At 72.1% G+C, this 23,483-nt stretch carries 20 protein-coding genes; 8 read left to right on the forward strand and 12 right to left on the reverse strand.

The genetic code is table 11. The features are described 5' to 3' along the window. Window positions 1-3 precede the first annotated feature (3 nt). Window positions 4-1,023: a LacI family DNA-binding transcriptional regulator gene (locus ND450_RS11355; protein WP_253326105.1), complete on the forward strand. Its 1,020-nt coding sequence runs from the start codon at window positions 4-6 to the stop codon at window positions 1,021-1,023. Between the two features lie 133 nt (window positions 1,024-1,156). On the opposite strand, the gene ND450_RS11360 is transcribed toward ND450_RS11355, so the two are convergent. The 5 genes from ND450_RS11360 to ND450_RS11380 form a co-directional block, all read right to left on the reverse strand. Then, complete coding sequence (locus ND450_RS11360) at window positions 1,157-2,269, reverse strand: Gfo/Idh/MocA family protein (RefSeq protein WP_253326106.1); 1,113 nt, start codon at window positions 2,267-2,269, stop codon at window positions 1,157-1,159. After that, window positions 2,239-2,949 carry a ThuA domain-containing protein gene (locus tag ND450_RS11365; protein WP_253326107.1) on the reverse strand — a complete coding sequence of 237 codons (711 nt, stop codon included), beginning with the start codon at window positions 2,947-2,949 and terminating at the stop codon, window positions 2,239-2,241. Before ND450_RS11365 ends, ND450_RS11360 begins: the two co-directional genes overlap by 31 nt. 167 nt (window positions 2,950-3,116) lie before the next feature. Beyond that, a complete protein-coding gene (locus tag ND450_RS11370) occupies window positions 3,117-4,394 on the reverse strand; it encodes a glycosyltransferase (protein ID WP_253326108.1) in 1,278 nt (425 codons plus the stop codon). After that, window positions 4,391-6,634, reverse strand: a complete 2,244-nt coding sequence (locus ND450_RS11375; protein ID WP_371927762.1) for a glycoside hydrolase domain-containing protein — start codon at window positions 6,632-6,634, stop codon at window positions 4,391-4,393. Before ND450_RS11375 ends, ND450_RS11370 begins: the two co-directional genes overlap by 4 nt. Window positions 6,635-6,708: 74 nt before the next feature. Then, the gene (locus ND450_RS11380; protein ID WP_253326109.1) at window positions 6,709-7,287 is read right to left on the reverse strand and encodes a TetR/AcrR family transcriptional regulator; all 579 of its coding nucleotides are present in this window, start codon (window positions 7,285-7,287) and stop codon (window positions 6,709-6,711) included. A gap of 81 nt (window positions 7,288-7,368) precedes the next feature. Between ND450_RS11380 and ND450_RS11385 the strand changes: the two genes are divergently transcribed. Then, window positions 7,369-8,232: an SDR family oxidoreductase gene (locus tag ND450_RS11385; protein WP_253326110.1), complete on the forward strand. Its 864-nt coding sequence runs from the start codon at window positions 7,369-7,371 to the stop codon at window positions 8,230-8,232. A gap of 55 nt (window positions 8,233-8,287) precedes the next feature. On the opposite strand, the gene ND450_RS11390 is transcribed toward ND450_RS11385, so the two are convergent. From ND450_RS11390 to ribA, 4 genes are all read right to left on the reverse strand, one after another. Next, window positions 8,288-9,883: a beta-1,3-glucanase family protein gene (locus ND450_RS11390; RefSeq protein ID WP_253326111.1), complete on the reverse strand. Its 1,596-nt coding sequence runs from the start codon at window positions 9,881-9,883 to the stop codon at window positions 8,288-8,290. Between the two features lie 158 nt (window positions 9,884-10,041). Then, window positions 10,042-10,518, reverse strand: coding sequence for a MarR family winged helix-turn-helix transcriptional regulator (locus tag ND450_RS11395; RefSeq protein WP_218159675.1), 477 nt, complete (start codon window positions 10,516-10,518; stop codon window positions 10,042-10,044). A gap of 47 nt (window positions 10,519-10,565) precedes the next feature. Further along, window positions 10,566-11,153 carry a nitroreductase family protein gene (locus ND450_RS11400; protein WP_253326112.1) on the reverse strand — a complete coding sequence of 196 codons (588 nt, stop codon included), beginning with the start codon at window positions 11,151-11,153 and terminating at the stop codon, window positions 10,566-10,568. A 17-nt stretch (window positions 11,154-11,170) separates the two neighbouring features. Next, a complete protein-coding gene (gene ribA, locus ND450_RS11405) occupies window positions 11,171-11,806 on the reverse strand; it encodes a GTP cyclohydrolase II (protein WP_253326113.1) in 636 nt (211 codons plus the stop codon). A gap of 176 nt (window positions 11,807-11,982) precedes the next feature. On the opposite strand from ribA, the gene ND450_RS11410 reads away from it, so the two are divergent. Both ND450_RS11410 and ND450_RS11415 read left to right on the forward strand, forming a co-directional pair. After that, window positions 11,983-16,188 carry a SpoIIE family protein phosphatase gene (locus ND450_RS11410; protein ID WP_253326114.1) on the forward strand — a complete coding sequence of 1,402 codons (4,206 nt, stop codon included), beginning with the start codon at window positions 11,983-11,985 and terminating at the stop codon, window positions 16,186-16,188. Then, the gene (locus ND450_RS11415; protein ID WP_253326115.1) at window positions 16,121-16,411 is read left to right on the forward strand and encodes an STAS domain-containing protein; all 291 of its coding nucleotides are present in this window, start codon (window positions 16,121-16,123) and stop codon (window positions 16,409-16,411) included. Before ND450_RS11410 ends, ND450_RS11415 begins: the two co-directional genes overlap by 68 nt. Here ND450_RS11415 and ND450_RS11420 read toward each other — a convergent pair. Further along, window positions 16,367-17,305, reverse strand: a complete 939-nt coding sequence (locus ND450_RS11420; RefSeq protein WP_253326116.1) for an alpha/beta hydrolase — start codon at window positions 17,303-17,305, stop codon at window positions 16,367-16,369. The genes ND450_RS11415 and ND450_RS11420 overlap by 45 nt on opposite strands. Window positions 17,306-17,430: 125 nt before the next feature. Continuing rightward, window positions 17,431-18,462, reverse strand: coding sequence for an AraC family transcriptional regulator (locus ND450_RS11425; protein WP_253326117.1), 1,032 nt, complete (start codon window positions 18,460-18,462; stop codon window positions 17,431-17,433). A gap of 72 nt (window positions 18,463-18,534) precedes the next feature. Here ND450_RS11425 and ND450_RS11430 point away from each other — a divergent pair, with 72 nt between their 5' ends. From ND450_RS11430 to ND450_RS11445, 4 genes are read left to right on the forward strand one after another with little or no spacing between them, the layout of a single operon-like run. After that, a complete protein-coding gene (locus ND450_RS11430) occupies window positions 18,535-19,980 on the forward strand; it encodes an NAD(P)/FAD-dependent oxidoreductase (protein ID WP_253326118.1) in 1,446 nt (481 codons plus the stop codon). 3 nt (window positions 19,981-19,983) lie between these two features. Continuing rightward, the gene (locus ND450_RS11435; protein ID WP_371927687.1) at window positions 19,984-21,729 is read left to right on the forward strand and encodes an FAD-dependent oxidoreductase; all 1,746 of its coding nucleotides are present in this window, start codon (window positions 19,984-19,986) and stop codon (window positions 21,727-21,729) included. After that, window positions 21,719-22,324, forward strand: coding sequence for an acetoacetate decarboxylase family protein (locus tag ND450_RS11440; RefSeq protein ID WP_253326119.1), 606 nt, complete (start codon window positions 21,719-21,721; stop codon window positions 22,322-22,324). The genes ND450_RS11435 and ND450_RS11440 overlap by 11 nt, the downstream gene beginning before the upstream one ends. Window positions 22,325-22,376: 52 nt before the next feature. Then, on the forward strand, window positions 22,377-23,273 hold the full coding sequence (locus ND450_RS11445; protein ID WP_253326120.1) for a dienelactone hydrolase family protein: 897 nt from the start codon (window positions 22,377-22,379) through the stop codon (window positions 23,271-23,273). A gap of 50 nt (window positions 23,274-23,323) precedes the next feature. Here ND450_RS11445 and ND450_RS11450 read toward each other — a convergent pair whose 3' ends face one another. Beyond that, the gene (locus ND450_RS11450) at window positions 23,324-23,464 is read right to left on the reverse strand and encodes a hypothetical protein (RefSeq protein ID WP_253326121.1); all 141 of its coding nucleotides are present in this window, start codon (window positions 23,462-23,464) and stop codon (window positions 23,324-23,326) included. Window positions 23,465-23,483: the final 19 nt, after the last annotated feature.

Here is a 23,483-nt window from a genome sequence, read left to right on the forward strand (position 1 = left end):
CTCTTGCGGGTCACCTTGAAGGACATCGCGGAGGCGGCGGGCGTCAGCGTGATGACCGTGTCCAACGTGATCAACGGCAAGAGCGCGCGGGTCTCGACCGAGACCATCGAGCGCGTGCGCCGGATCATCGACGAACGCGGCTACGTGCCCAGCGCGTCGGCCCGCAGCCTCGCCGCCAACCAGTCCCGCCTGGTCGGCCTGCTGGTGCCCGCCGCCGACGAGGACAGCCTGGCGATCAGCCCGCACAACATCGCGATCATCGGCCAGATCGAGCGCAGGCTCCGCAAGCGCGGCTACCACCTGCTGCTGCGCGGCGTGGCCGACACGTCCGAGATCGGCGAGGCGCTGCGCTCGTGGAGCCTCGACGGCGCGGTGCTGCTGGGCTTCCTGGACGAGGAGATCGCGGGCCTGCGCCGCCAGGTCACCGGCGCCACCCCGGTCCTCGCGATCGACAGCTACTCCGCCAACCCGCTCACCACGGGCGTGCGCTCGGACGACTTCACCGGCGCCCGCCTCGCCGCAGGGCACCTGCTGTCCCTGGGGCACCGCAGGATCGTGTTCGCCGGTCCGTCGTTCACCGACGTCGGCGTCGTCCACGAACGCTTCCTGGGCTTCCAGAAGGCCTTCGAGGAAGCCGGACTGTCCACAGCGGACTGTCCTGTCGAGACTCTCAACACCACGCACGACAACGGCGTCGCGCTGGGCAGGCGCTGGCTCGACACCCACCCGGACGCGACCGCCGTGTTCGCGACCGCCGACATCCTGGCGATCGGCATCATCGAGGGCATGCTCGAGGCGGGCGTCGACGTCCCCGGCCAGGTGTCGGTGGTCGGCTTCGACGACCTCGACATCAGCGCCTACATCACGCCGAAGCTGACGACCATCGCCCAGGACATCGTCGGCAAGGCCACCCACGCCGTCGACCGCCTGCTCGCCCTCGTCGACGGCGGCGACCGCCCGGCCGAACCGCTGGTGCTGGACGTGCGGCTGGTGACCCGGAACTCGACGGCACCACCGTGCTGACCTCGACCAGGTCGGCGCCCGTGTCGTCGGGCACGGCGGTCCTGACCGGTCCGGTGATGGGCTCCACCCCGACACCGCGGGCCGACCCGAGGATCCGCACGGCCTGACGGGCGAGCCGCAGGGCCGCGCGTGATCAGGCGAAGGGCTGCGGAACCACTTCGTCCACGGACGTGAGGGGCACCGGCGACGGCCGCTCCACCGTGGTGGTCAGCTCCACCCGCCGCCCCTCGTCCGCCGCCCGGAGCACGGCGGTCATCGTCTCGAGCACGTGCAGCGCGAGCTCGCCGCCGGCGCGCGGGGCCCGTTGCCCTCCGGCGGCGACGAGGTCGAGCAGGCCGACTCCCCGTCCCGCGCCGGTGTAGCCCGCGCTCGGCGCAAGGGTGCGCCAGCCGGTGCCGCCGAGCGGGAACAGGCGGGTGTCGCCGTCGAAGTGGTTCGGGTCGGGGACCGCGAGCGTGCCGAGTTCGCCGTGCACCTCGATCGGCGCGGCGGTGGTGGCCACGCCGTCGAAACTGGTCGTGATGGTCGAGAGCGCGCCGTTGGTGTGTTCGAGCACGCCGGAGACGTGGGTGTCGACCTCGACCGGGATTCGACTGCCCGCGCGCACACCGGAACCGATGACGCGCTCGGTGCGCAGGCGGGCGGCGGCGCCGATCACCGCACGCACCGGGCCGAGCAGGTGGATCAGCGCGGTGATGTAGTACGGCCCCATGTCCAGCAACGGACCGCCGCCCGCGATGTAGTAGAAGTCCGGGTCGGGGTGCCAGCGTTCGTGGCCCGGCGTGACCATCACGGCCGAGGCGGAGAGCGGGCGGCCGATGAGCCCGCTGTCGATCGCCGCCCGCGCGGTCTGCGTGCCCGTGCCGAGAACGGTGTCCGGTGCGCAGCCGACCAGGACACCGGCCGCGGCGGCCCGCTCGACGACCGCCCGTCCGTCCGGGAACGTGACGGCGAGCGGCTTCTCGACGAACACGTTCTTGCCGGCGTCGACCGCGCGGAGGGAGATCTCGGCGTGAGCCGCGGGAACGGTGAGGTTGAGGACCGTGTCGACCTCCGCCCCGCCGAGCAGGCGCTCGACGCTGACCGCCTCGGTGCCGGGGAACTCGGCCGCGACCGCGCTCGACCGGGCGGTGTCGAGGTCGGCGACCGCGGTGACGCGCACCGCCGGGTGGCCGTGGAGTGTGCTCAGGTAGGCGCGGGAGATGAACCCGAGACCTACGATGCCGACGCGGTGCGGGTCGCCCACGACATCCCCCTCGTGATGACGGTGCGGACACCGGGATGCGCCAGCACGTCCAGGCTGTGGCCCGGCGTCGTCACCACGATCCGCCCGGCGCCCCACCGGCGGGTCCAGATCGCCGGGCAGGTGACCGGGCGGTGCCACGGGTGCCACGGCCGGGTCGGATGGGTCGTGGTGGCCAGCACGTCGACCAGGTCGTCGTGCAGCACCCAGTACTGCTCGGTGACGAGCTCGAAGTCCTCGACGCCCGCGGTGATCGGGTGCTCCCGGCCCAGCGCGGTGATGGTCACGGTGTGCGGCAGGTAGTTGTCCTCCTGCCCGCCCGTGCGTGCGCACGGCTCCTTGCCCGGATGCGTGACGAACTGGCCGCCCACCAGGTGCAGGTAGTCCGACGACGCGCGGAACGAGTCCGCGATGCCCCCGTGCCAGCCGGTGAGACCGGTACCGGCCTCGACCGCCGCGCGCAGCCCCGCCAGTTGGCCGGCGGTGATCTCCGACATCGTCACGCACTGCACGATCAGGTCCGTGCGCGCCATCTCGGCGGCGTCGGCGTACACCTCGGTCGACTCCTCGACCCGCACGGCGTAGCCGTTGTGCTCCAAGTAGGGGATGAACAACTCGGTGGCCTCCACCGGGTGGTGGCCTTCCCACCCACCGCGGACCACCAACGCGTTCGGCCGTGCCACGACCACCCCCTGGGAACCGCTTTCCGCACAGCACATTGCCGCGCACGGCACCACTTGGTCAAGGACCTGCTCGGGGCGAACTCCAGTCCCGCACCACGCCGGAGCCGGCGAGCGGCCGCGCGTGATTCAGTCCACTGTGGACACGCCAGCCGCGGACCCGCCCGCGTTCACCCCGTCAGGGCGACAGCCGGGTCGGACGTGGCGAAGAGGCCGTCGAACACGCGGACGCGGTCGAAGGACAGGGCGTGCTCGCGGGCCTTGTCCGCCATGAGCTGCCGTTCGCCGGCCGACATGTCGAGCACGACCCGGTCGATCGCGGCGGCGATGTCGGCGGCGTTCCCCGCCTCGACGAAGATGGCCGTCCCGCCGACCGCCTCGCCGACGCCCCCGGTGGTGGTCGTGATCACCGGCCCGCCGCCCGCGAGCATCTTCTCGGTCAGCGCGATGCCGAAGGTCTCGACGAAGTCCGGTTCGGGCTTGGTCGGCAGCGCGTACACGGCGCAGCCGTTCATCAGCAGCGGCTTCTCCTCGTCCTCCACGTCGGTGAGGAAGACGATGCGGTCGTCGTCCCGGGTGATCTCGCGGAGGTGGTCGAGTTCGGGGCCGTTGCCAGCGACCACGAGCTTGAGCCGTGACCGCGCCTGGCTCCTCGCGAACGCGTCCACGAGGTCGTAGATCCCTTTGGCCCTGGTCACGCGCGACAGGAACAGCACGTACCCGTCGCGTTCCAGGCCGCGTCGCCGCAGGGCGGCGTCCACGACCGCCGGGTCGAGGTCGAGGTACGCCGAGGTGTCGATCGGCGGGTAGCTGACCGTGATCCGGCGCGCGCACTGGCGGGCGAACCGGGTGCCGCAGTGCGCGTCGACGGCCTCCGCGCACGCGATGATCTCCTGCTTGGTGTACTCCGACACCGCGATCACCTCGTCGTTGGCGAGGAACCGGGTGAACAGGACCACCGCCGCGCCGAACCGCCCCTCGCGCAGGCACGAGCGGATCACGTTGGTCACGTCCGAGCCGACCGCCTTCGCGATGGTGTGGACGTCCGGTGCGTAGCCGGCCGCGCGGGCCGCGTCGACGGCGTCGCGCACCACGGCGTCGTGCGGAGCGAGGTACATCGACACGCACGTGGTCGGGACCTGCTCGGCGAGCAGTTCGACCAGGCGTCCGGTCAGCCCGGCCTGGAACCGGCCGTCGGGCACCCGGTAGTCGCCGACCGGTTCGGGCCGCTCCACGGTGATGCCCTCGCTGTAGGGCAGGATCCCGTCCAGCGGCTTGAGCGGCAGACCCGCCGCCTGGAGCACGGGTATCGGCCAGGTCAGCAGCCGGACGTCGTCGAAGCCGCGGGTGAGCGCGACCTCCGCCAGGTTGCGGGCCTCTCCCGAGTGGCCGCAGATGACCGGGTCGGCCCGGACGACGATGACGAGACGGCGGTTCGGCCTGCTCATGTGCGAGCCCCCTTTCCGAGCGGGTCGGACACCGATGGCGGCAGGATCTTGCGTCCCCATTCCGAGGGCTGCGGGCCGAGTTCGAGCACCAGCCGGCCGCCGGCGTGGACGTCGGTGGCGCGCAGGTGCGCCGCGTCCAGTGGTCTGCCGTTCAGCCGGGCGGACTGCACGTACTGCGGTGGCGGGTTCTCCTCCAGCCCGTCGGAGCTGATGGAGGTCTCGCGGTGCCCGCGCGTCTCGACCACGAAGTCGCGGTCCCCGAGGTGCAGGGTGGCGTGGCTGAAGGCGGGCGCGTTGACGAGGAACAGGTTCTGCCCGGCGACCGGGAACAGGCCGAGCGAGGCCCACACGTACCAGGAGCTCAGCCCGCCCGAGTCGTCGTTGCCGGGCAGCCCTCCGCGACCGGTGCCGAACTGCCACGTCAGCGCCGCGTGCACGATCTCGGCCGTCCGGTCCGGCCGCGCCGCGTAGTGGTAGGACCACGGCGCTTCCATGTCCGGCTCGTTGTTGAGCCCCTCGAACCGGTTCAGCAGGTACCCGGCCGCCATCTCCGCCGAACCGGGCCGCTTGCCGGGCTGCGCCACCCGCGGGGCGCCGTAGCCGAAGAACGCGTCGAGCGTGCGGACGAAGGCGTCGTTCCCGCCGACCATCGCGATGCGCGCGGCCATGTCGTGCAGCAGCCGGAACGAGTAGTTCCACTTGCCGCCCTCGTAGAACGACGAGTCGACGAGCAGGCCGGTGTCCGGGTCGAACGCGTTGGACCACAGGCGGCTCCGCGCGTCGAGGTCGTCGGCGAGCTGGACGTCGTTCAGGCTGCGGGCGACGCCGGCCGTGCAGTGGGCGGCGTAGGCGAGGTCGAGCGTGTGCGAGATCGGGTGCACGACGCCGTGCTCGTAGAAGTCCTCGCCGTACATCCGGCGCAGGTCGTCGTACATGTGCACCAGCGCCCAGGTCCAGTCGAGGTCGCCGAGGCCGAGGGCGTGCACGTCGGCCAGCGCGGTGTGGACCAGCGCGCTCGCCTGCCGGAAGAACCTGTCCGCACCGCGGGCCATCCGGTAGCCGATCGGGAAGTTGCCCTCCTCCTCGCAAACCCGGATCAGCGACTCGAGGAGGTCGACCGCCTTGCCGGGGAAGAGGGCCATGAGCAACGGCAGCTGGGTCTTGTAGATGTCCCACATCGTGCAGATGTCGAACACGAACGGCCCGGAGGACGGCCAGAACGGGCTCTCGTCGTCGGCGAAGCACGGTTTGATCAGCGAGTGGTACAGGGCCGTCGCGAACACCTGCCGCCTCGCGGGTGAGCCGCCCTCGACCTCCACCCGGCCCACGTGGTCGCGCCACCGGTCCTCGGTCTGCGCCCGGACGACGTCGAACGAGGCCGTCCGGTCGCCGCATTCGCGGTACAGGTTCTCCCTGGCCTGGTCGCAGCCGCGCAGGGAGAACCCGATCTGGATCTCGACGGCCTGCCCGGCGCTGGTGGGGCCCATGTAGAGCATCCCGAACGGGCGCAGCGTGGTCTGCCGGATGCGGTCGAAGTCGAGCCGCGTGCCGCCCTCGATCAGCCGGCGGTCGTGCCAGAGCATCTGCCGCCAGCCGGGGCTGTCGACCCTGATGTACACCGACAGCGGCACGCCTTCGACGACCACGGTTCCCTGGGCACGACCGTTGCCCAGGCTTTCCACGTGCGCCCGCAACGGCACCGTGCGACCGAGGTCGATGGCCAGCCCGCCGCACGACAGGTCGACGACGACGCGTGCGCTGCGGTGCTCGGGGAAGACGTACCGGTGGACGGCGACCTTGGCGCCGACCGTGACCTCGCACCGGATGCCGGTGTCGAGGGTGGCCGCGTAGTAGCCGGCCTGCGCGGTCTCGTCGTGCAGCGGCCAGGCCTGGCCGAGGACGTCGAGCGGCTGCACCATCGGGGTCACCCGCACGTAGTTGTAGTACTTGCGGATCGCGCCGGTGCCGGACTGCTGGAAGTGGGTGAAACCGGACGCCTGCAGCTGCTCGAACAGCTCTTCCGGCTGCCCCTCGGTGTTCTTCGCGTAGAGCCCGTACCCGGTCGGATAGGCACCGGAGTAGGCGCAGGCGGACACCATGCCGAGCGGGGACGTCGCGCCGGGGTGGGTGTTGCCGATCTGCGCTTTCGGCCACCACCAGGTGGCCGCCAGACCCTGCGCCGCGGGCAGTGAGGTGGCAGCCGTTCCGATGAAGGGATCTATTTCGTCGAGGATGAGCAGACAGTAGGTCGCGCGGGCGTCACGTTGGTTTCAGCCATATGAACATGTGGCCGGGGCCGGCCGGCGTGTCGCGCCTACCTCTCCGCGTTGGCGATCAGCGTCACCAGGGTGTCGACGAGCTCCTCGGCGGAGGTGTTCCACTTCTCGCCCTTGAGGTGGTCGGCGACCTCCATCCCGGCGATGCCGGTCACGCTCGCGATCAGCAGGGCGCCGTAGCGCTGCGCGTTCCGCTCGCCGACCAGGTCCAGGAGGATGGCCACGAAGTCGTCGTGGCTGGGCTGGGCCGCGCGGTACAGCGCGGTCGGGTCGCTCGGCAGGTCGGTGAACATCAGCCGGAAGAGGTGGGGCCGGCGGCGGCCGACGTCCACGAGGGCGATGAGCGCGCCGCGCAGTTTGTCCGCCGGCGGGATCGCCGGGTCGGAGCGGAGGGTCCGGACGGTGTCCGCGAGTCGCTCCCACGCCTGGGTGCCGACGGCGATCAGCAGCGCTTCCTTGTCGGCGAAGTGGCGGTAGGGGGCGCCGCGGGTCATGCCGACACGGCCACCGACCTCGCGCAGGGTCACCGCCTCCGGACCACCCAGGTCGAGCAGTTCGCCTGCCGCGTCGAGCAGCGCACGACGGGTGGCGGCAGCGGACTCCGCACGACTGGTCATGCCGCCCAGCTTAGCGAGGTGTGATGACAGGGTCATCCCAATGTGTTGACATTGTCATCTCACAGGGGCACCCTCGATGAGGTGACAACGTCATCCAAGAATCGGCTCGTCGTCGTGACCGGCGCCTCCACCGGGATGGGCGCGGCGACCGCGCGAGAGCTCGCACGGCAGGGTTTCCACGTGCTGGCCGGTGTTCGCCGGGAGAGCGACGGCGAGGCCGTCCGGTCCGGGGGCGTCGAGCCGGTGGTCCTCGACATCACGAAGCCGGACCACGTCGCGGCACTGGTCGCGCGCGTGGACGGCGACCCGCTGAGCCGGCCGTTGCACGCGTTGGTCAACAACGCGGGCGTGCCCGGCGCCGGGCCGGTCGAGGCCACGCCACTCAGCCAGTGGCGGCACCTGTTCGAGGTGAACCTCTTCGGCCACATCGCCGTCACCCAGGCCCTGCTGCCCGCGTTGCGCCGCGGTAAAGGCCGTGTCGTGAACATCAGCTCGATGAACGGCAAGATCTCCATGGCGGGCTACGGCCCCTATGCGGGCACCAAGTTCGCGCTGGAGGCGGTCAGCGACGCGCTGCGCCAGGAGCTGGCTCCCCAGGGCGTGCCGGTCGTGATCGTCGAACCCGGTGGCGTGCAGACCGACATGGCCGCGCGCGGTACGTCGGCCCTGCACGCGGCCGCCGACGAGCTCACGCCGGAGCAGGAGGACCTCTACCGGCCTCTGCTGCGGGCGCTGCCGTCGCACGTCGCCGCCTTCACCAAGGCCGGGGTGACGTCCGCGCACGCGGCGGAGCGCATCGCCAAGGCCGTGACCGACCGCCGGCCCCGCATCCGGTACACCATCGGGCGCGACGCCGGCGTGCTGCTGCGCCTCGCCCGGTTCCTGCCCGATCGCGTGCTCGACCGGCTTCTCGGCGCCAACCTCCGGCCGCACTTCCCCGCCTAGACGGCGAAACGCCCGCCCCGCACCGTCAGGCGCGAGGCGGGCGTCGACCGCGGGATCAGCCGCGGTGCCACTTCTGGTTGGCGCCGCCGACGCAGTCCCACATGTGCAGGACGGCGTCGTTGTTCGGGTTCCACTCGGCGATGTCCACGCACTTGTTCGCCTGCGGGTTCACCAGGTCACCGGCACCGGACAGCACGAACTGCTGGGCCGGGTTGCCCGAGCAGGTCGCGATCTGCACGGCCGCGCCGTTGGCCGTCGAACCCCACGCCACGTCCACGCACTTGTTGTTCTCGGTGCGCAGCGTGCCGTTGACCCACTCGAACTTCTGGTTCGTGCCCCCCGTGCAGTTCCACACGATCAGGCGCTGGCCGTCGGCGAAGTTCCAGTTCGGCACGTCGATGCACTTGCCGTGCCAGTCGCTGACGATGCTGCTGAAGCTGCCGGTCGGCGGAGGCGTCGAGCCACCGCTGAACGGGGTCAGGACGATCCCCGCCGAGCGCGGGTCGCCGTCGTGCACCAGGGACTCCTGGGCCTGCACGTCGTCGAACGCGAACCCGTACGCCTTGCCGTCCACCATGTTCTGGTGCACCAGCCGGGAGTAGTGGTTGGTGATCGCGCCCTGGTAGAAGTCCGCCGGGCCACCGCCCGGCTGGGTGGTGATGCGGTCCAGCGTGGTGCGGTGCAGCGCGGCGCACAGGGTGCGGGCGATCGGGCCGACCACCTGGTCGTTGGGCGCCTGCAACGCGCCGTCGCAACCCCACACGTTGGCCGTGGACGGCTTCGCGAACGACGCCACCTGCTGGCCGGCGGAGTTCGTGAAGTTCATCGTGTTGCCCGACGTGCGGCCGAAGTACTTCACGTCCGGACGGTCGCCGAACGGCTGCACGGTCAAAGTCCTGCCCGTGTAGGAGTTCCACGCCTGCGTGATGTACGGGTCGAGGTAGTTGCGGTCGAAGTTGCCGACGTCCGCCGCCTTGCCCGGAGCGAGGACGCGCAGCACCGTGCCGTCCGAACGGGACATGATCGACCCGCCCCACCCGGCCTGGTTGCGGATGCCGTTGATCACCGCGTCACGACCGCCGGACTTCAGCTCACCGGTCTTCTTCGTGACGCCACTGGCGCCCGTCACGGTGACCGCGTGCGGCACCGCGAACATGTCCACCTGCGAGCTGTTGAGCCACAGACCCGCGTCGTTGTAGGTGAACTCGCTCCAGTCGAACAGGATGCCGCTGTTCGGGTCGCCACCCGCCCACGGCGCCGGCTGCACCAGGCCGTCCGGCGTCAGGAAGAACTTCAACTTCTCCCCGAACGACATGTACACCCGGCCCGAGATGAACCGCGGCACGCGCAGGGTGGTCGTGCCGCCCTGACCGGGACCAGCGATCGACACGTCCGGCGCGGGCGTGGGCGGGTTGCCGCCCGGCGACCACGGCGTGAACGCCCCCGCCTGGTTCACGTACCCCAGACGCCCGTTGCGGATGTCCGTACCGAGGACGTACAGGTGCACGGCCTCGGAACGGCCGCTGTTGTTGGTGACGTTGAGCGGCAGCAGATCGGGACCGATCGCCTGTGCCGGGTTCATCGCGATAACCGCGGACGCGGTCGCCGCCACTGCGGCGAGCGCGCTCAACCACTTCGTTCGAGTGCGCATCTGGCTCCTTGTGCAGGGAATGCTCCACCGTCGGGTCCGAGTAATGGTCCAGACCGGTTATGAGAGCGCTTCCATGGTCAGCCGCCGATGCGATCGCTGTCAATACCGGGTGCGACGGCGCCGCGCCCGAACGGGCAATCCGGTGGGGGTGCGGGACCTCAGTCGGTCAGCGCCGGCAGGAGCTTCGCCGTGATCTCCCCGAGGCGCGCGACGTCGTCCTCGGTCAGGTGGTCGAAGACGAGCCTGCGGACCTCGGCGAGGTGGCCGGGCGCGGCCTCGCGCAGGAACTCGTGGCCTTCGGCGGTGAGTCCCGCGACCAGGCCGCGCTTGTCCGTGGCGCAGGCGCGGCGCCGCACCCAGCCGCGCTCCTCCAATGCGGACACCGCGTGCGAGAGCCTCGTCGTGGTGGTGCCCGTCTTGCGGGCGAGCTGCGTCATGCGCATGCTGCCGTCGTCCTCGGCGCTGAGCATCGCGAGGATCCGGTAGTGGGCGTGCGTGAGGCCGGCGTCGTCGCGGAGCTGCCTGTCCAGCGCGGTGGGCAGCAACATCATGAACTGCGTGATGGTCAGCCAGGTGGACATCTCGGCGGCGGTCAGCCACCGCGGCTCCGCGGCGGCGGGTCGAACGTCGGTCACGGCGCCATTCTCCCCTCCCGCGGGCCGGACGGACAGCGGAAGCGCGCTCACGCCCGGACGGTGAGCAGCAGGGCGTCGAGCGGCAAGCGCACCCGTGCCGCGGTTTCGCGCTCGGCGAGGCTTTCGGCGAGACGCGTCGGTTCGTCGCGCAGGCCGACGGCGACGACCACGAGTGGCGTCACGTCGCCCGGGAGCACGGAGGTGAGCCCGTCGCGGTCGAACCCGCCCATCTGGTGCACCGCAAGGCCTTCCGCCTGCGCCTGCACGGACAGGTGGGCCACGGCCTGGCCCGCGTCGTAGACGGCCCACGGCTGTGCGGCACCGTCGGTGCCCGTCGTCCTGGCCGCGACGACGACCAGTGCCGACGCGTCACGCGCCCAGACCTGGTTGCCACCGGCCAGGGTGCCGAGCACCGCACCGTGCTCCGCGGTGCCGCGGCGGGCCACGGCGAACCGCCACGGCTGCGTGTTCGAGGCGCTCGGCGCCCACCGGGCCGCCTCCAGCAACGCCGTCAGCTGGTCGTCGGCGAGCTCGTGGGCGGGGTCGAACGCGCGGGAGCTCCACCGCGCCGACAGCAGCGGGTGCACCGGTACGTCGGTGGCGGCGTTCTTCTTCTCTGCGGAGTCGAGCAGCATTTCGGTCCTCTGTGGAGTCACGCCGGGAGGGCGAGGGTGTGGTGGGTGTGCGAGACCTTCGCGGACAGGTAGGCGGCGTTCGCCTCGGTGAGGTGCACCCCGGTCGGCACGCGGCCGACGACCTGGATGCCGAGCGCGTCGAGCTGCAGCGCCTTGTCGGGGTTGTTGCTGAGCAGGCGGATCCGCTCGGCTCCCAGCGCCCGCAGCATCTGCGCGGCGGCCGAGTAGTCGCGCTCGTCCTCCCCGCGGCCGAGCGCGAGGTTCGCCTCGTAGGTGTCGAGGCCCGCGTCCTGCAGGGCGTAGGCGTCGAGCTTGGCGTACAGCCCGATGCCCCGGCCCTCCTGGCGCAGGTACAGCAGGAAGCCGCCCTCGGCGGCGATGCGCTCGACCGCCTCGCGGAGCTGGGGCCCGCAGTCGCAGCGCTCGGAGCCGAACACGTCGCCGGTGAGGCACTCGCTGTGCGGGCGCACGAGCGGCGCACCGTCGGCGGCGAGCGCGGCCCGCCACTCCCCCAGCGCGAGCGCGAGGTGCTCGCGGCCGTCCGCGAGCCCGGTGAAGGTGAAGACCTCCGCCGTGGTGGCGTACCCGTCCGGGAACCGCAGGGGCACCGTCACCCGCGTGCGGACCTCCGCCGGCCTGATCGCCGTGTCCATCCCAGGCCTCCAGCTTGTTGAGATTTCACATATCACTGTCCACCTTTCCTATTGAAACTTCAACAAGAGCGGTCGTGTGCTGCGTCACTCAAGATCACTTCAACTGGTTGTGCAGCCGAGGCCGAACGTGGGCACTCTGGACGGGGACACGGCGAGGTGCGACGAGAGGACGGTCGGTGACACGCTCTGACGACATCGAGTCCAGAGAGGACCGTCCCGGGCTCGCCGACGTGTTCGCCGAGGGCGGGGAGATCGGGCGCGACCTCGCCGCCGTGGACTGGGCGGCCACCCCGCTCGGACCTCCGGACGGCTGGCCGCAGAGCCTGCAGACCGCCGTGGGCATCCTGCTGTCGTCCCGGTTCTCCATGTGGATGGCGTGGGGACCGGAGCTGACCTTCTTCTGCAACGACGCCTATCGGCTCAACTCGCTGGGCCGGAAGTACCCCTGGGCGCTCGGCAGGCCCGCGGCACAGGTGTGGGCGGAGATCTGGGACGACATCGGGCCGAGGGTCGACACCGTGCTCACCACCGGGCGGGCGACCTGGGACGAGGCGCTGCTGCTGTTCGTCGAACGCTCCGGCTACAGCGAGGAGAGCCACCACACGTTCTCCTACAGCCCGCTGCGCGACGAGAGCGGCGCGGTGGCGGGGATGTTGTGCGTGGTCAGCGAGGAGACCGAACGCGTCATCGGCGAACGGCGGATGGCGACGTTGCGCGACCTCGGCTCCGACCCGAGCGTGGCGCGCGAGGAGCAGGAGGTCCTGTCCTACGCCTGCGCCCAGCTCGACGGCAACCAGCGGGACCTCCCGTTCACCCTCACCTACCTCTTCGACGACGGGCACGCGCGCCTGGCCTGCGCCACCGGGACCATGGCGGAGCACCCCGCGGCTCCCCCGGCCATCCCGCTCGCGGACGAGTCGCTGTGGCCGGTGGCGGCGGCGCGGCGGGGCGAGTCCTCCGTGGTCGACCTGGACGGGATCACCGGGCTGCCGGGCGGGGCCTGGGAACGACCTCCCACCAGCGCTCTCGTGGTGCCGTTGCAGCGGCCCGGCGGCGTGCCGCACGGCTTCCTGGTGGCGGGCCTGAACCGGCACCGCCCGCTCGACGACGGCTACCGCGGTTTCGTCGAACTGGTCGCGGGCCACCTCGCCGCCGGTGTGGCGGGAGCTCGGGACTTCCACGCCCAGCAACGACGTGCGGAGGAGCTCGCCGAGCTCGACCGCGCCAAGACCGCGTTCTTCTCCAACATCAGCCACGAGTTCCGCACCCCGCTGACGCTCATCATGGGCCCGGTGCAGGACCTGCGGGACCGGCTCTCCCAGGGCGACCCGCAGGCGGGCCAGGAGCTCGAGGTCATCCACCGCAACGGGTTGCGGCTCGGCAAGCTCGTCAACACGCTGCTCGACTTCTCCCGGCTCGAGGCGGGCCGCATGCAGGCGGTGTTCCAGCCCGTCGACCTCGCCGCGGCCACCGCCGAGCTCGCCAGCGTGTTCCGCTCGGCCGTCGAGAGGGCGGGGCTGGACTTCGAGATCGACTGCCCTCCCCTGCCGCGGCCGGTGCACGTCGACCTCGGCCTGTGGGAGAAGGTCGTGCTCAACCTGCTGAGCAACGCCCTCAAGTTCACGATCGACGGTTCGGTGCGCGTGTCCGTCCGCGAGGCGGGTGGCAAGGCGGTCGTGACGGTCGCCGACACCGGGGTCGGGGTGGCGCCGGACGAGATCGGCCGGTTGTTCGAGCGCTTCCACCGCATCGAGCACACCTGGTCGCGGTCGCAGGAGGGCAGCGGCATCGGGCTCGCGCTCGTGCAGGAGCTCGTGCACCTGCACGGCGGCACCATCCACGCCGACAGCACCGTGGACGAGGGCACCACCTTCACCGTCGAGCTGCCGTTCGGCACCGAGCACCTGCCCGCCGGGACGCTGTCGCAGGAGACCGGGCTCCCCGCGGTGTCCGACATCTCCACGCCGTACGTGCAGGAGGCACTGCGCTGGCTGCCGGACGCGAGCGCCGCCGCCGAGGACCTGCTGCCGGGCACCGCCGCGGCCACCGCGCCGGAGGTCCCGGCCACGGTGCTGGTGGCCGACGACAACGCGGACATGAGGGAGTACCTCACCCGGTTGCTGCTCAGGGCGGGGTACGACGTGCGTGCCGTCAACGACGGCGTGGCCGCGCTGGAGTCGGCTCGTGCCCACCCGCCGGACCTCGTCGTCAGCGACGTGATGATGCCGCGGATGGACGGCCTGTCGCTGGTCACCGCCCTGCGGGCCGACCAGCGCACGATGGCCGTCCCGGTGCTGCTGCTGTCCGCCCGCGCGGGGCAGGAGGCCTCGGGCGAAGGCCTGCGGGCGGGCGCGGACGACTACCTCGTCAAGCCGTTCGCGGCGGCCGACCTGCTCGCGCGGGTGCGGGCGAACGTCGACCTGGCCCGGCTGCGCGGACGCCACGCCCGCTGGCGCGACGCGTTGATCGACTCGCTGCAGGAGGCGTTCTTCGTCTGCGACGAGGACGGCGCGGTCGTGGAGGTCAACGCGGCGTTCACCGAGATCCTCGGCTATGGGCCGGAGGGTCTGCCGTACGCCGTGCCGCACCCGTGGTGGCCCGACGAGCGCACGGACGCGGAGGCGCGCAGGCAGTTCGCGGAGGCGCTCGAGGCGAAGGCGGGCCGCGACCAGCGCGGGCGGACCCTGCCCGTCACCCACCGCGACGGCAGGCGGGTGTGGATCAGCGCCCTCATGAACCCCGCCCGCGACCCCGACACCGGCCGGACGGTGACCGTCGGCACGTTCCGCGACGCCACCGCCGAACACCACGTCCGCAGGCGGGAGACCGCGCTGGCCGAGATGAGCATGCGGCTGTCCCGCGCGACCAGCGCCACCGACGCGCTGACCGGCGCGCTGGAGCAGCTCCAGAACCTGTGGCGGATCGAGCAGGTCCTGGCCGTCGTCTTCGGCAGGGACTCGGCTCCCCGCGTCAGCGGCGCCGATCTCAGCTGGGCCGACCTGCCCGGGCCGCAACGCGACATCCTCGCCGCGCTGACCGAGCACTCGGCGCTGATGCCGGTGTTCACCGGGGACGGCAGCATCGCCGTCACCGTCGAGCACCCCGACGGGCCGATGGTGCTCCTGCTGCGCCTGGACCCCGGCAACCAGTTCACGGAGCAGGACGAGCTGCTGCTGTCGCTGCTCGCGGGGCACCTCACGCAGGGCCTGGCCCGAGCCCGCCAGATCGACCAGCAACGGGAAACGGCCCTCGCGTTGCAGCGCGCGATCCTCGGCCCGTCGCACCTGCCCGGCGGGTTCGCCGTGCGCTACGAACCGGCCGCGCGCCCGTTGGAGGTCGGCGGCGACTGGTACGACACCTTCGCCCTGCCGGACGGGCGGATCGGCATCGTCGTCGGGGACTGCGTGGGCCGCGGGCTCTCCGCCGCTGCGGTGATGGGCCAGTTGCGCAGCGCGTGCCGGGCCCTGCTCCTGCAGGAGATCAGTCCGGCCCGCGCGCTGATGGCCCTGGACCAGTTCGCGGCCGGTGTCCCCGGTGCCCTGTGCACCACGGTGTTCTGCGGCGTCCTCGACCCGGACACCGGACACCTCGTCTACTCGAGCGCCGGGCATCCACCCGCGATCCTCGCGCTGGTGGACGGCACGACCGAACTGCTCGAAGGCGGACGCTCCATCCCGCTGGCGGTGAAGCTGGACGTGGTGCGCACGGAGGCGGAGTGCGTGCTGCCGCCTCGGTCCACGCTGCTCACCTACACCGACGGGCTCGTCGAACGCCGCAGCAGCTCGCTGAACGAGGGCATCGACAAGGCGGCGCACGCCGTCCAGGAAGGCCGCGTGAACGGCCTGGAGGACCTGGCCGGCCAGATCATGGCGGCCCTCGCCCCGTCCGGTGGCTACGACGACGACGTCGCCCTGCTGCTGTACCGGCACCCCGCGCCGCTGGAGGTGACGTTCCCGGCCGAACCCGGCGAGTTGCAGAGCGCCCGCGGCAAGCTGCGGACGTGGCTGCGCCAGTGCGGCTTCTCCACCGGCCACGCCCAGCGCGTCCTGGTTGCCGTCGGCGAGGCGTCCGCGAACGCCATCGAGCACGCGTACCGGGACGCGGCGCGTCAGGCCGTCCAGCTGCGCCTGGAGACCGTCGGCGACAGCGACCTGCACGTGACCGTGGTGGACACCGGCACGTGGAAGACACCGAACTCCCCGCCGGACGCGAGTCGCGGCCGCGGTACGACGATCATGCACACCATGATGGACGAAGTCGCCATCCTCCCCGACCCGACCGGCACCACCGTGACGATGCAGGTGAAGATTCCCCATGACGCCACTGACCCTGACCACCACCACCGACCCGCAGGGCAGGCCCGTCCTCAAGGTGACGGGTGAGATCGACCTGAGCAACACCGAGTCCTTCGAGAAGGCCCTTGCGGGCACGAAGGGCCCTCTCGTCATCGACCTCACCGAGGTGCACTACATCGACAGCGCCGGCATGAGCGTGCTGTTCGCGCACGCCGAGCGCGTCGAGGTGGTCGCGACGTCGTTGCTCACACCGTTGCTGGAGATGTCAGGGCTCACGTCCATGGCCACCGTTCGCGGCGTGGACCGCTAGGTCGCCGAGTGCCGCCGCCGTGAGCTCGACGATCTTCTCCTGGGCGTCGTCGCGGGAGGCGGACGGCACACCGTCGCCCGGCTGGTCGCCGTAGTCGCCGAAGAACGCGTGCACGGCCCCCGGCACCACCTCGAACCGCGTGTCCGCCGGCAGCAGGCCCCTGGAGTCCTCGACGTCCTCCCGGGTCGTGAAGCCGTCCCGTTCGCCGCGGATCGACCACGCGCGGAGCCCGCCGCGGCCGGACAGGTCGTCGACCGGGTAGGACGCCCACAGCACCAGGCCCCGCACGGCCGGGTCCGCCGCGACGTCCCGTGCCGCCGCGACCCCGCCGAGGGAGTGCCCGCCGACCGCCCACACCGGCACCTCGGGGTGCTCGGCGCGCAGTGGTGCCGTGTCGCCGCCCAGCAGCGCGATGTTCAGCGGTTCCTTCACCACGACGACGAGGAACCCCTGTGCGGCAACACGGCGCAGCAGCGGGACGTACGCGCGGTGGTCGACCCTGGCGCCGGGGTGGAAGACGAGTCCCGCGCGCACCGGGCCGTCCGGCCTGAGCACCGTCGCGTCGTCACCGTCCTGGGTGGACGCGAACGGCTGGAGGTACAGCAGCGGGGCGACGAGGACGACGGTGAGCGCCAGGGCCAGCCATGGCGGGACTCGCCGCCAGACGGCCGCGGTCGTGCCGATGACGATGACCGCGGCCAGCAGGAGCAGGTGGGCGGGGTGGCCGGTGGTGAGCGGACCCCACGCGGTGGCGAGGAGGGCGAGTGGGACGCCGACGCTGGTGGCGGCGGCCAGACGGCGGGTCCAGGTGGCGACAGGCGACCGGCTGGGTGAGGCGCCGGAGGACTGCCGGCGAGGCGAGGGGCCGAGTGGCCACCGACGTGACCGGTTCACGACCCCACCGGGAGCTTCCGCACGCACCGCGCGCCCCGGCCGATCCACAAAACGTTCAGCATGCTGAGCATTATGCGCGTGCCCGGCGCGACGGGCACGACGGCCTCACGTTCCGAAGAGGACGGTCAGACCCCGCGCGTCCGGGCGAAGTTCGCCGGCGTCGTGCCGTACCAGCGGCGGAACGCGTGGATGAAGCTCGCGGCCTCCGCGAACCCGAGCTCGGCCGCCACCTGGTCCACCGACGGTCCCCCACGAGCGAGCAGCACAGCGGCGCGTTCGGACCTGACCTCGTCGAGCAACGCCTGGTAGCTGGTGCCGGCCTCGCTCAGCCGGCGGCGCAGCGTGCGCGAGCTGAGGCCGAGGGCGCGGGCCACGACCGGCATCGTCTCCTCGAAGCGCGCGGACCGTTCGAGCAGGCGGCGCACCTCGTCCGCGACGCCCGGCTTCCGGCGGCGGCGCGCGGCGATGTCCTGGCACTGCAGCTCGCACAGCGCGGTCGCCTCCGGGCTCGCCAGCGGCAGCGCCCGTGCGAGCAGGGACGCGTCCACGACGGACCGGGTGCGGGACGCGGCGAACCGGGGGGCCACGCCGAAGACCTCCTCGTGCGCCCGGACGTCGGCCGGTGCGGCGTGGGCGAAGTCGACGGCGACCACCGGCACGTCGCCGCCGACCAGTTCACCGATCACGGTGTGGATGGCGGCGAGGTCGCGTTCGACGAGGAACGGCACCACGTCCGCGGGCAGGGCGCCGGGATCGAGCGAGAGGACGAGCAGGTCGCCGTTCAGCACCGCGGTGGGCGCGGTGAACGTGAAGCTGAGGTCGACGTAGCGCAACGCCACGTCGATCGCGTCCTGCATGGTGGCGGCGCTGAGGAACGCGTGGCCGAGCACGCCGAACGTGGTGGCGTGGTAGTGGCGGCCCACGTCCACGCCCGCGTCCGGGAGGAGCGCGCTCAGGTTGCGCACGACGGCCAGCTCCTGGCGGGCGTTGATCTCGGCCACCGGGTCGGCGAGCTGGTCCTCGGTGAGGTCGCTGCCCTCCAGGAGCACGTCCCGGGACAACCCTTGCTCGGCGCCGAAGCGCAGCAGGAGCGCGACGCTCGCGATCCCCCGCGGGAAGTCCCAGTGCCGGGTCGCCGGTTCGGCCAACGTCCTCATGGCCGCGATTGTCAATCGCGCGGCCGCTGTTGTCCTGGTGCGAACGGGTGGTTTCTTCCTAGTTTCGATCTCGTGCCAGCAAATCCCGAAGTGATCGTCATCGGTGCCGGGTTCGGCGGTCTGGGCGTCGCGTTGTCCCTGCGCAGAGCCGGTATCGACCGCTTCACCGTGCTCGAGCGCGCGGACGGCGTGGGCGGGGTGTGGCGGGAGAACACCTACCCCGGTGCCGCGTGCGACGTGCCGTCGTCGCTCTACTCGTACTCCTTCGCGCCGCACCACTCGTGGCCGCGCCGGTACTCGGCGCAGCCGGACATCCTCGCCTACCTGCGCCGCAGCGCCGAGGAGGTGCGGGACCGGATCAGGTTCGGCGCGACGGTCGTCGCCGCGTCGTTCGACGGCGGCCGGTGGCGGGTCGAACTGGCCGGTGGCGAGGTCCTGGAGGCCGACGTGCTGGTGTCGGCGGTCGGGCAGCTGAACCGGCCGTCGATCCCGGCCCTTCCCGGTCTGGACGGCTTCGAGGGGCCGGTGTTCCACAGCGCCCGGTGGCGGCACGACGTCGACCTCGACGGCAAGCGGGTCGCGGTGGTGGGGACGGGTGCGAGCGCGGTGCAGTTCGTGCCGCGGATCCAGCCGGTGGCCGGCCAGCTCACCGTGTTCCAGCGGTCCGCGCCGCACGTGTTGCCGAAACCCGACGCGCGGCTGCGCGGCCGTGCGCACCCCTGGACCGCACGGGCGGCCCGCGGCGGGGTGTGGCTCGCCGGCGAGGCGCTGACCGGGCTCCTCACGGCGGGACGGTTCTCGCGCGGCCTGGTCGCGGGTGTCGCGGCGGCCCACCGGTGGCTCCGGGTGCGCGACCGCGACCTGCGCGAACGGCTGCGGCCGCGGGAGCAGGCCGGGTGCAAGCGGGTGCTGTTCAGCAACGACTGGTACCCGGCGCTCGCCGCGCCGAACGTCGACGTCGTGACCGAGACGATCACCGGCATCACCGCGCGGGGCGTGCGGACCGCGGACGGCCGCGAGCACGCCGCGGACGTGCTGATCTGGGGCACCGGTTTCGAGGTCGCCGACTTCCGGCTCCCGATGACCGTCACCGGCGCGGACGGCCGTGAGCTGGCCGACGTGTGGGCCGGCCGGCCACGGGCACACCTCGGCATGTCCGTGCCCGGCTTCCCCAGCTTCTTCCTCGTGTACGGCCCGAATACCAACCTCGGCGGCAACTCGATCGTCACGATGATCGAGGCGCAGTGCCGGTACGTCGTCGCCTCGGTGCGCCACCTCGCCGCGTCCGGCGCGAACGCCCTGGACGTGCGGCCCGACGTCGCCGAGGCGTTCGACGCGGAGATGCGCTCCCGCCTCGCGAACGGCGTGTGGAGCGGCTGCGGCTCGTGGTACCGCGCCGACGACGGGTCCGTCACGACCAACTGGCCCGGCAGCACCCGGGAGTACCTCCGCAGGACCGCGCGCCTGCGGGCCGAGGACCACGTGCTGACGCGTCACCTGACCTCGGAAGGGGTGTGAGACGTGGACTACGACGTGCTAGTCGTCGGGTCGGGGTTCGGCGGCGCGGTGACCGCCCTGCGGCTCACCGAGAAGGGCTACCGGGTGGGCGTGCTGGAGGCCGGGCGGCGGTTCGCCGACCACGAGCTGCCGCGCACGTCCTGGCAGCTGCGCGACTACCTGTTCGCGCCGGCCATCGGCTGCACCGGCATCCAGCGGATCACCCCGCTGCGGGACGTGATGGTCCTGAGCGGCGCGGGCGTCGGCGGCGGTTCGCTCGTGTACGCCAACACCCTCTACGAGCCGCCGGAGCCGTTCTTCCGCGACCGGCACTGGGGTCACATCACGGACTGGCGCGCGGAGCTCGCACCGCACTACGACCAGGCGAGCCGCATGCTCGGGGTCGTGGAGAACCCGCTGCGCACCGAAGCCGACCGGCTGCTGCGCGAGGTGTCCGCCGAGCTCGGCGTGGAGGCGACGTTCCGCCCCACCCGCGTCGGTGTCCACTTCGGACGCGACGGCGAGGACCCGTTCTTCGGCGGCGCCGGCCCGAAGCGCAACGGCTGCATAGCGTGCGGCTCGTGCATGACCGGCTGCCGGCACAACGCGAAGAACACGCTGCCGAAGAACTACCTCCACCTCGCCGAACAGGCGGGCACCGAGGTGTGGCCGCTGACCACGGTGACCGACGTGCGGCCGGGACGCGAGGGCGGCTACGCCGTGCGGACCCGGCGCACCGGCGGCCGCGCGGAACGCGTGTTCACCGCGGACCAGGTGGTGTTCGCCGCCGCGTCCCTGGGCACGCAGCGCCTGTTGCACCAGATCCGCGACAACGGCGGCCTGCCCGGCCTGTCCGACCGCCTCGGCACGTTGTGCCGCACCAACTCCGAGGCGGTGATCGCGGTCCGCTCGACCGACGGACGCGCCGACCACTCGCGCGGCATCGCCATCACGTCGTCGATCCACCCGGACGCGGACACGCACGTCGAGGTCGTCCGCTACGGCCGCGGCAGCAACCTCCTCGGCCTGCTCATGACCACGCTCGTCGACGGCGGCCCCTCCCGCACGCGGCGCGGCCTCGCCCAGCTGCGCTCCGAGATCCGCACCGCCCTGCGGCTGCACACGCCGCGCCGGTGGTCGGAGGAGACGATCGCGTTGCTGGTCATGCAGAGCTTGGACAACTCGCTCACCACCAGGACCAGGCGGGGCCGCCTGACCACGACCCAGGGCGAGGGCGAGCCCAACCCGACGTGGATCCCGGCGGGCCACGACGTGGCGAGGCGGATGGCCGCGCTGTCCGGCGGGGTGGCGCGGGGCGCGTGGACCGACATGGCGGACATCCCGTTGACCGGGCACCTCATCGGCGGGTGCGTGATCGGCGACTCCCCCGCCACCGGGGTGGTCGACCCGTACCACCGCGTGCACGGGCACCCCGGGCTGCACGTGGTGGACGGCTCCACGATCCCGGCCAACCTGGGGGTCAACCCGGCGCTGACGATCACGGCGCTGGCGGAGCGCGCGATGTCGTTGTGGCCGTGCAAGGGCGAGCCGGATCCCCGGCCGCCGCTCGGATCGCGGTACGCGCGGGTGGCGGCGGTGGTGCCGCGGCGGCCCGCGGTGCCGGTCGGTGCGCCGGGAGCGTTGCGGCACAACGGACACGGCCCCGCTGCCGCCGCCCATCCCCCAGCACCCCAGGATTCCACTCCGCACAACGGAAAAGCACCAGCATCAACCCCGCCACGCATCCGGAAGGCCACCGATGCCCGCTGACTTCCCTCCCGAACCCTGGGACCTCCGCGGCCGGGGCTGGCTCACCGTCTGGACCGCACCCCGCTCCGCCGTCCCCCCGCCACCACCGGGCGTGACCCCGCTGACCCTGTTCGGCAAGGTGGTCGTGGTGTCGGCGTTCGTCGACTACACCCCACCGGGCCTGCTCTCCTACCACGAGCTGATGACCGCGGTCCTGGTGCGCCGAGGACTCCGGCCAGGCCTCACCATCACCGACATCTGGGTCGACGACGAGACGTCCAAGCGAGGCGCGCGGGCCATGTGGGGCATCCCCAAGGAGATGGCGGACTTCACGTTCACCGCGAACCCGAACCTGTCCGCTGCCATCAACGGCATCGCCGGTGCCGACGAGAACCCCCGCAAAGCACCGGGGCTGCCCGCGTTGCTCACCACCTCGGTCTGGCAGTCGTCGGGAGACAAGGCACACCGCACGAAGCTGCGCACGTCCGCCCACGTCCGCCCCACCCGGCTGCGCTGGCGGACCACCCCGGACGGCCCGCTCGGCTGGCTCACGAAGGCCCGGCCGCGCCTGCACCTCGCGGTCACGAACCTGCGCATGCGGTTCGGCTCGTCCTGACTTCGCGGCACCACCAGTGCCGCGGATCCACCCATCTCACGAGGAGTGGTACATGCGAGTTCTCCTTGCCGTGCTCACCCTGGCGGCCTCCGTCCTGGCCGCCCCCGGCGCGTTAGCCGCGCCACCGGACTACGGCCTGCCCGGCGCGTACCCGGTGGCGTACAGCGATGTCACCGCCGTCGCGGGCGGCAGGTCCGTACCCGCCCGCGTCCACTACCCCGCCACGGCCGCCGGGGCGAACCAGCCGGTGGCGACCGGCCGGTTCCCCGCGATCGCGTTCGGCCACGGCTTCTTCCAGGCCACGTCGAAGTACACGAGCACCAGCAACCACCTGGCGTCGTGGGGCTTCGTCGTCGTGGTGCCGACCACGCAGGGCGGACTCAGCCCGAACCACGGCACGTTCGCCGACGACCTCAACACCGGCCTGACCTGGCTGGTCGCCCAGGACACCACGACGGGCTCGCGGTTCCGCGACCACGTCAGCACCACGTCGCTCGGCGTCGCGGGCCACTCCATGGGCGGCGGCGCGGCGGTCCTCGCGGCCGCCCGCAACCCCCGCATCACCGCGGTGTCCACCTACGCGGCCGCGGAGACGACCCCGTCGGCCAAGGCGGCGGCCGCCACCCTCGCGGCACCGGCCCAGTTCCTGGCCGGGTCGCAGGACACCATCACACCGGTCGCCGACCACCAGCGGCCGATGTTCGCCGCGAAACCACCGCCGAGGCAGCTGCGCACCATCACCGGCGGGTTCCACTGCGGCTTCATGGACTCCTCAGGCCTGTTCTGCGACAACGGCTCCATCACCCGCGCCGCCCAGCTCACCGCGGCGAAGCGGGTCATGACGTCGTGGTTCCGCCACCACCTGGGCAACGACCCGGCCGCGCGTGACTTCGTGTGGGGGCAGCCCGCCCGCACCGATCCGGCCGTCACGTTCGAAGGCACCGAGTAGCGGATGACGGGCGGCTGTCTCCTGTGGACACACGCAGGAGGCAGCCGCCCTCACTTCCGGCTCGAAGTGGATGATCGGCGCGAGTGGCTGTCGTCGCCGAGGTGGGCGTCGAGCCGGCGCAGCGAGATGAACCACCAGTCGACGGTGTGGCCGCGCCGGGTCTGGACGAGCCTCAGGCACCTGATGGTCATCGATGTCCGTGAAAGAATG

Source organism: Lentzea sp. HUAS12, from assembly GCF_024125735.1.
In the GTDB taxonomy this organism is placed as follows: Bacteria; Actinomycetota; Actinomycetes; order Mycobacteriales; family Pseudonocardiaceae; genus Lentzea; species Lentzea albida.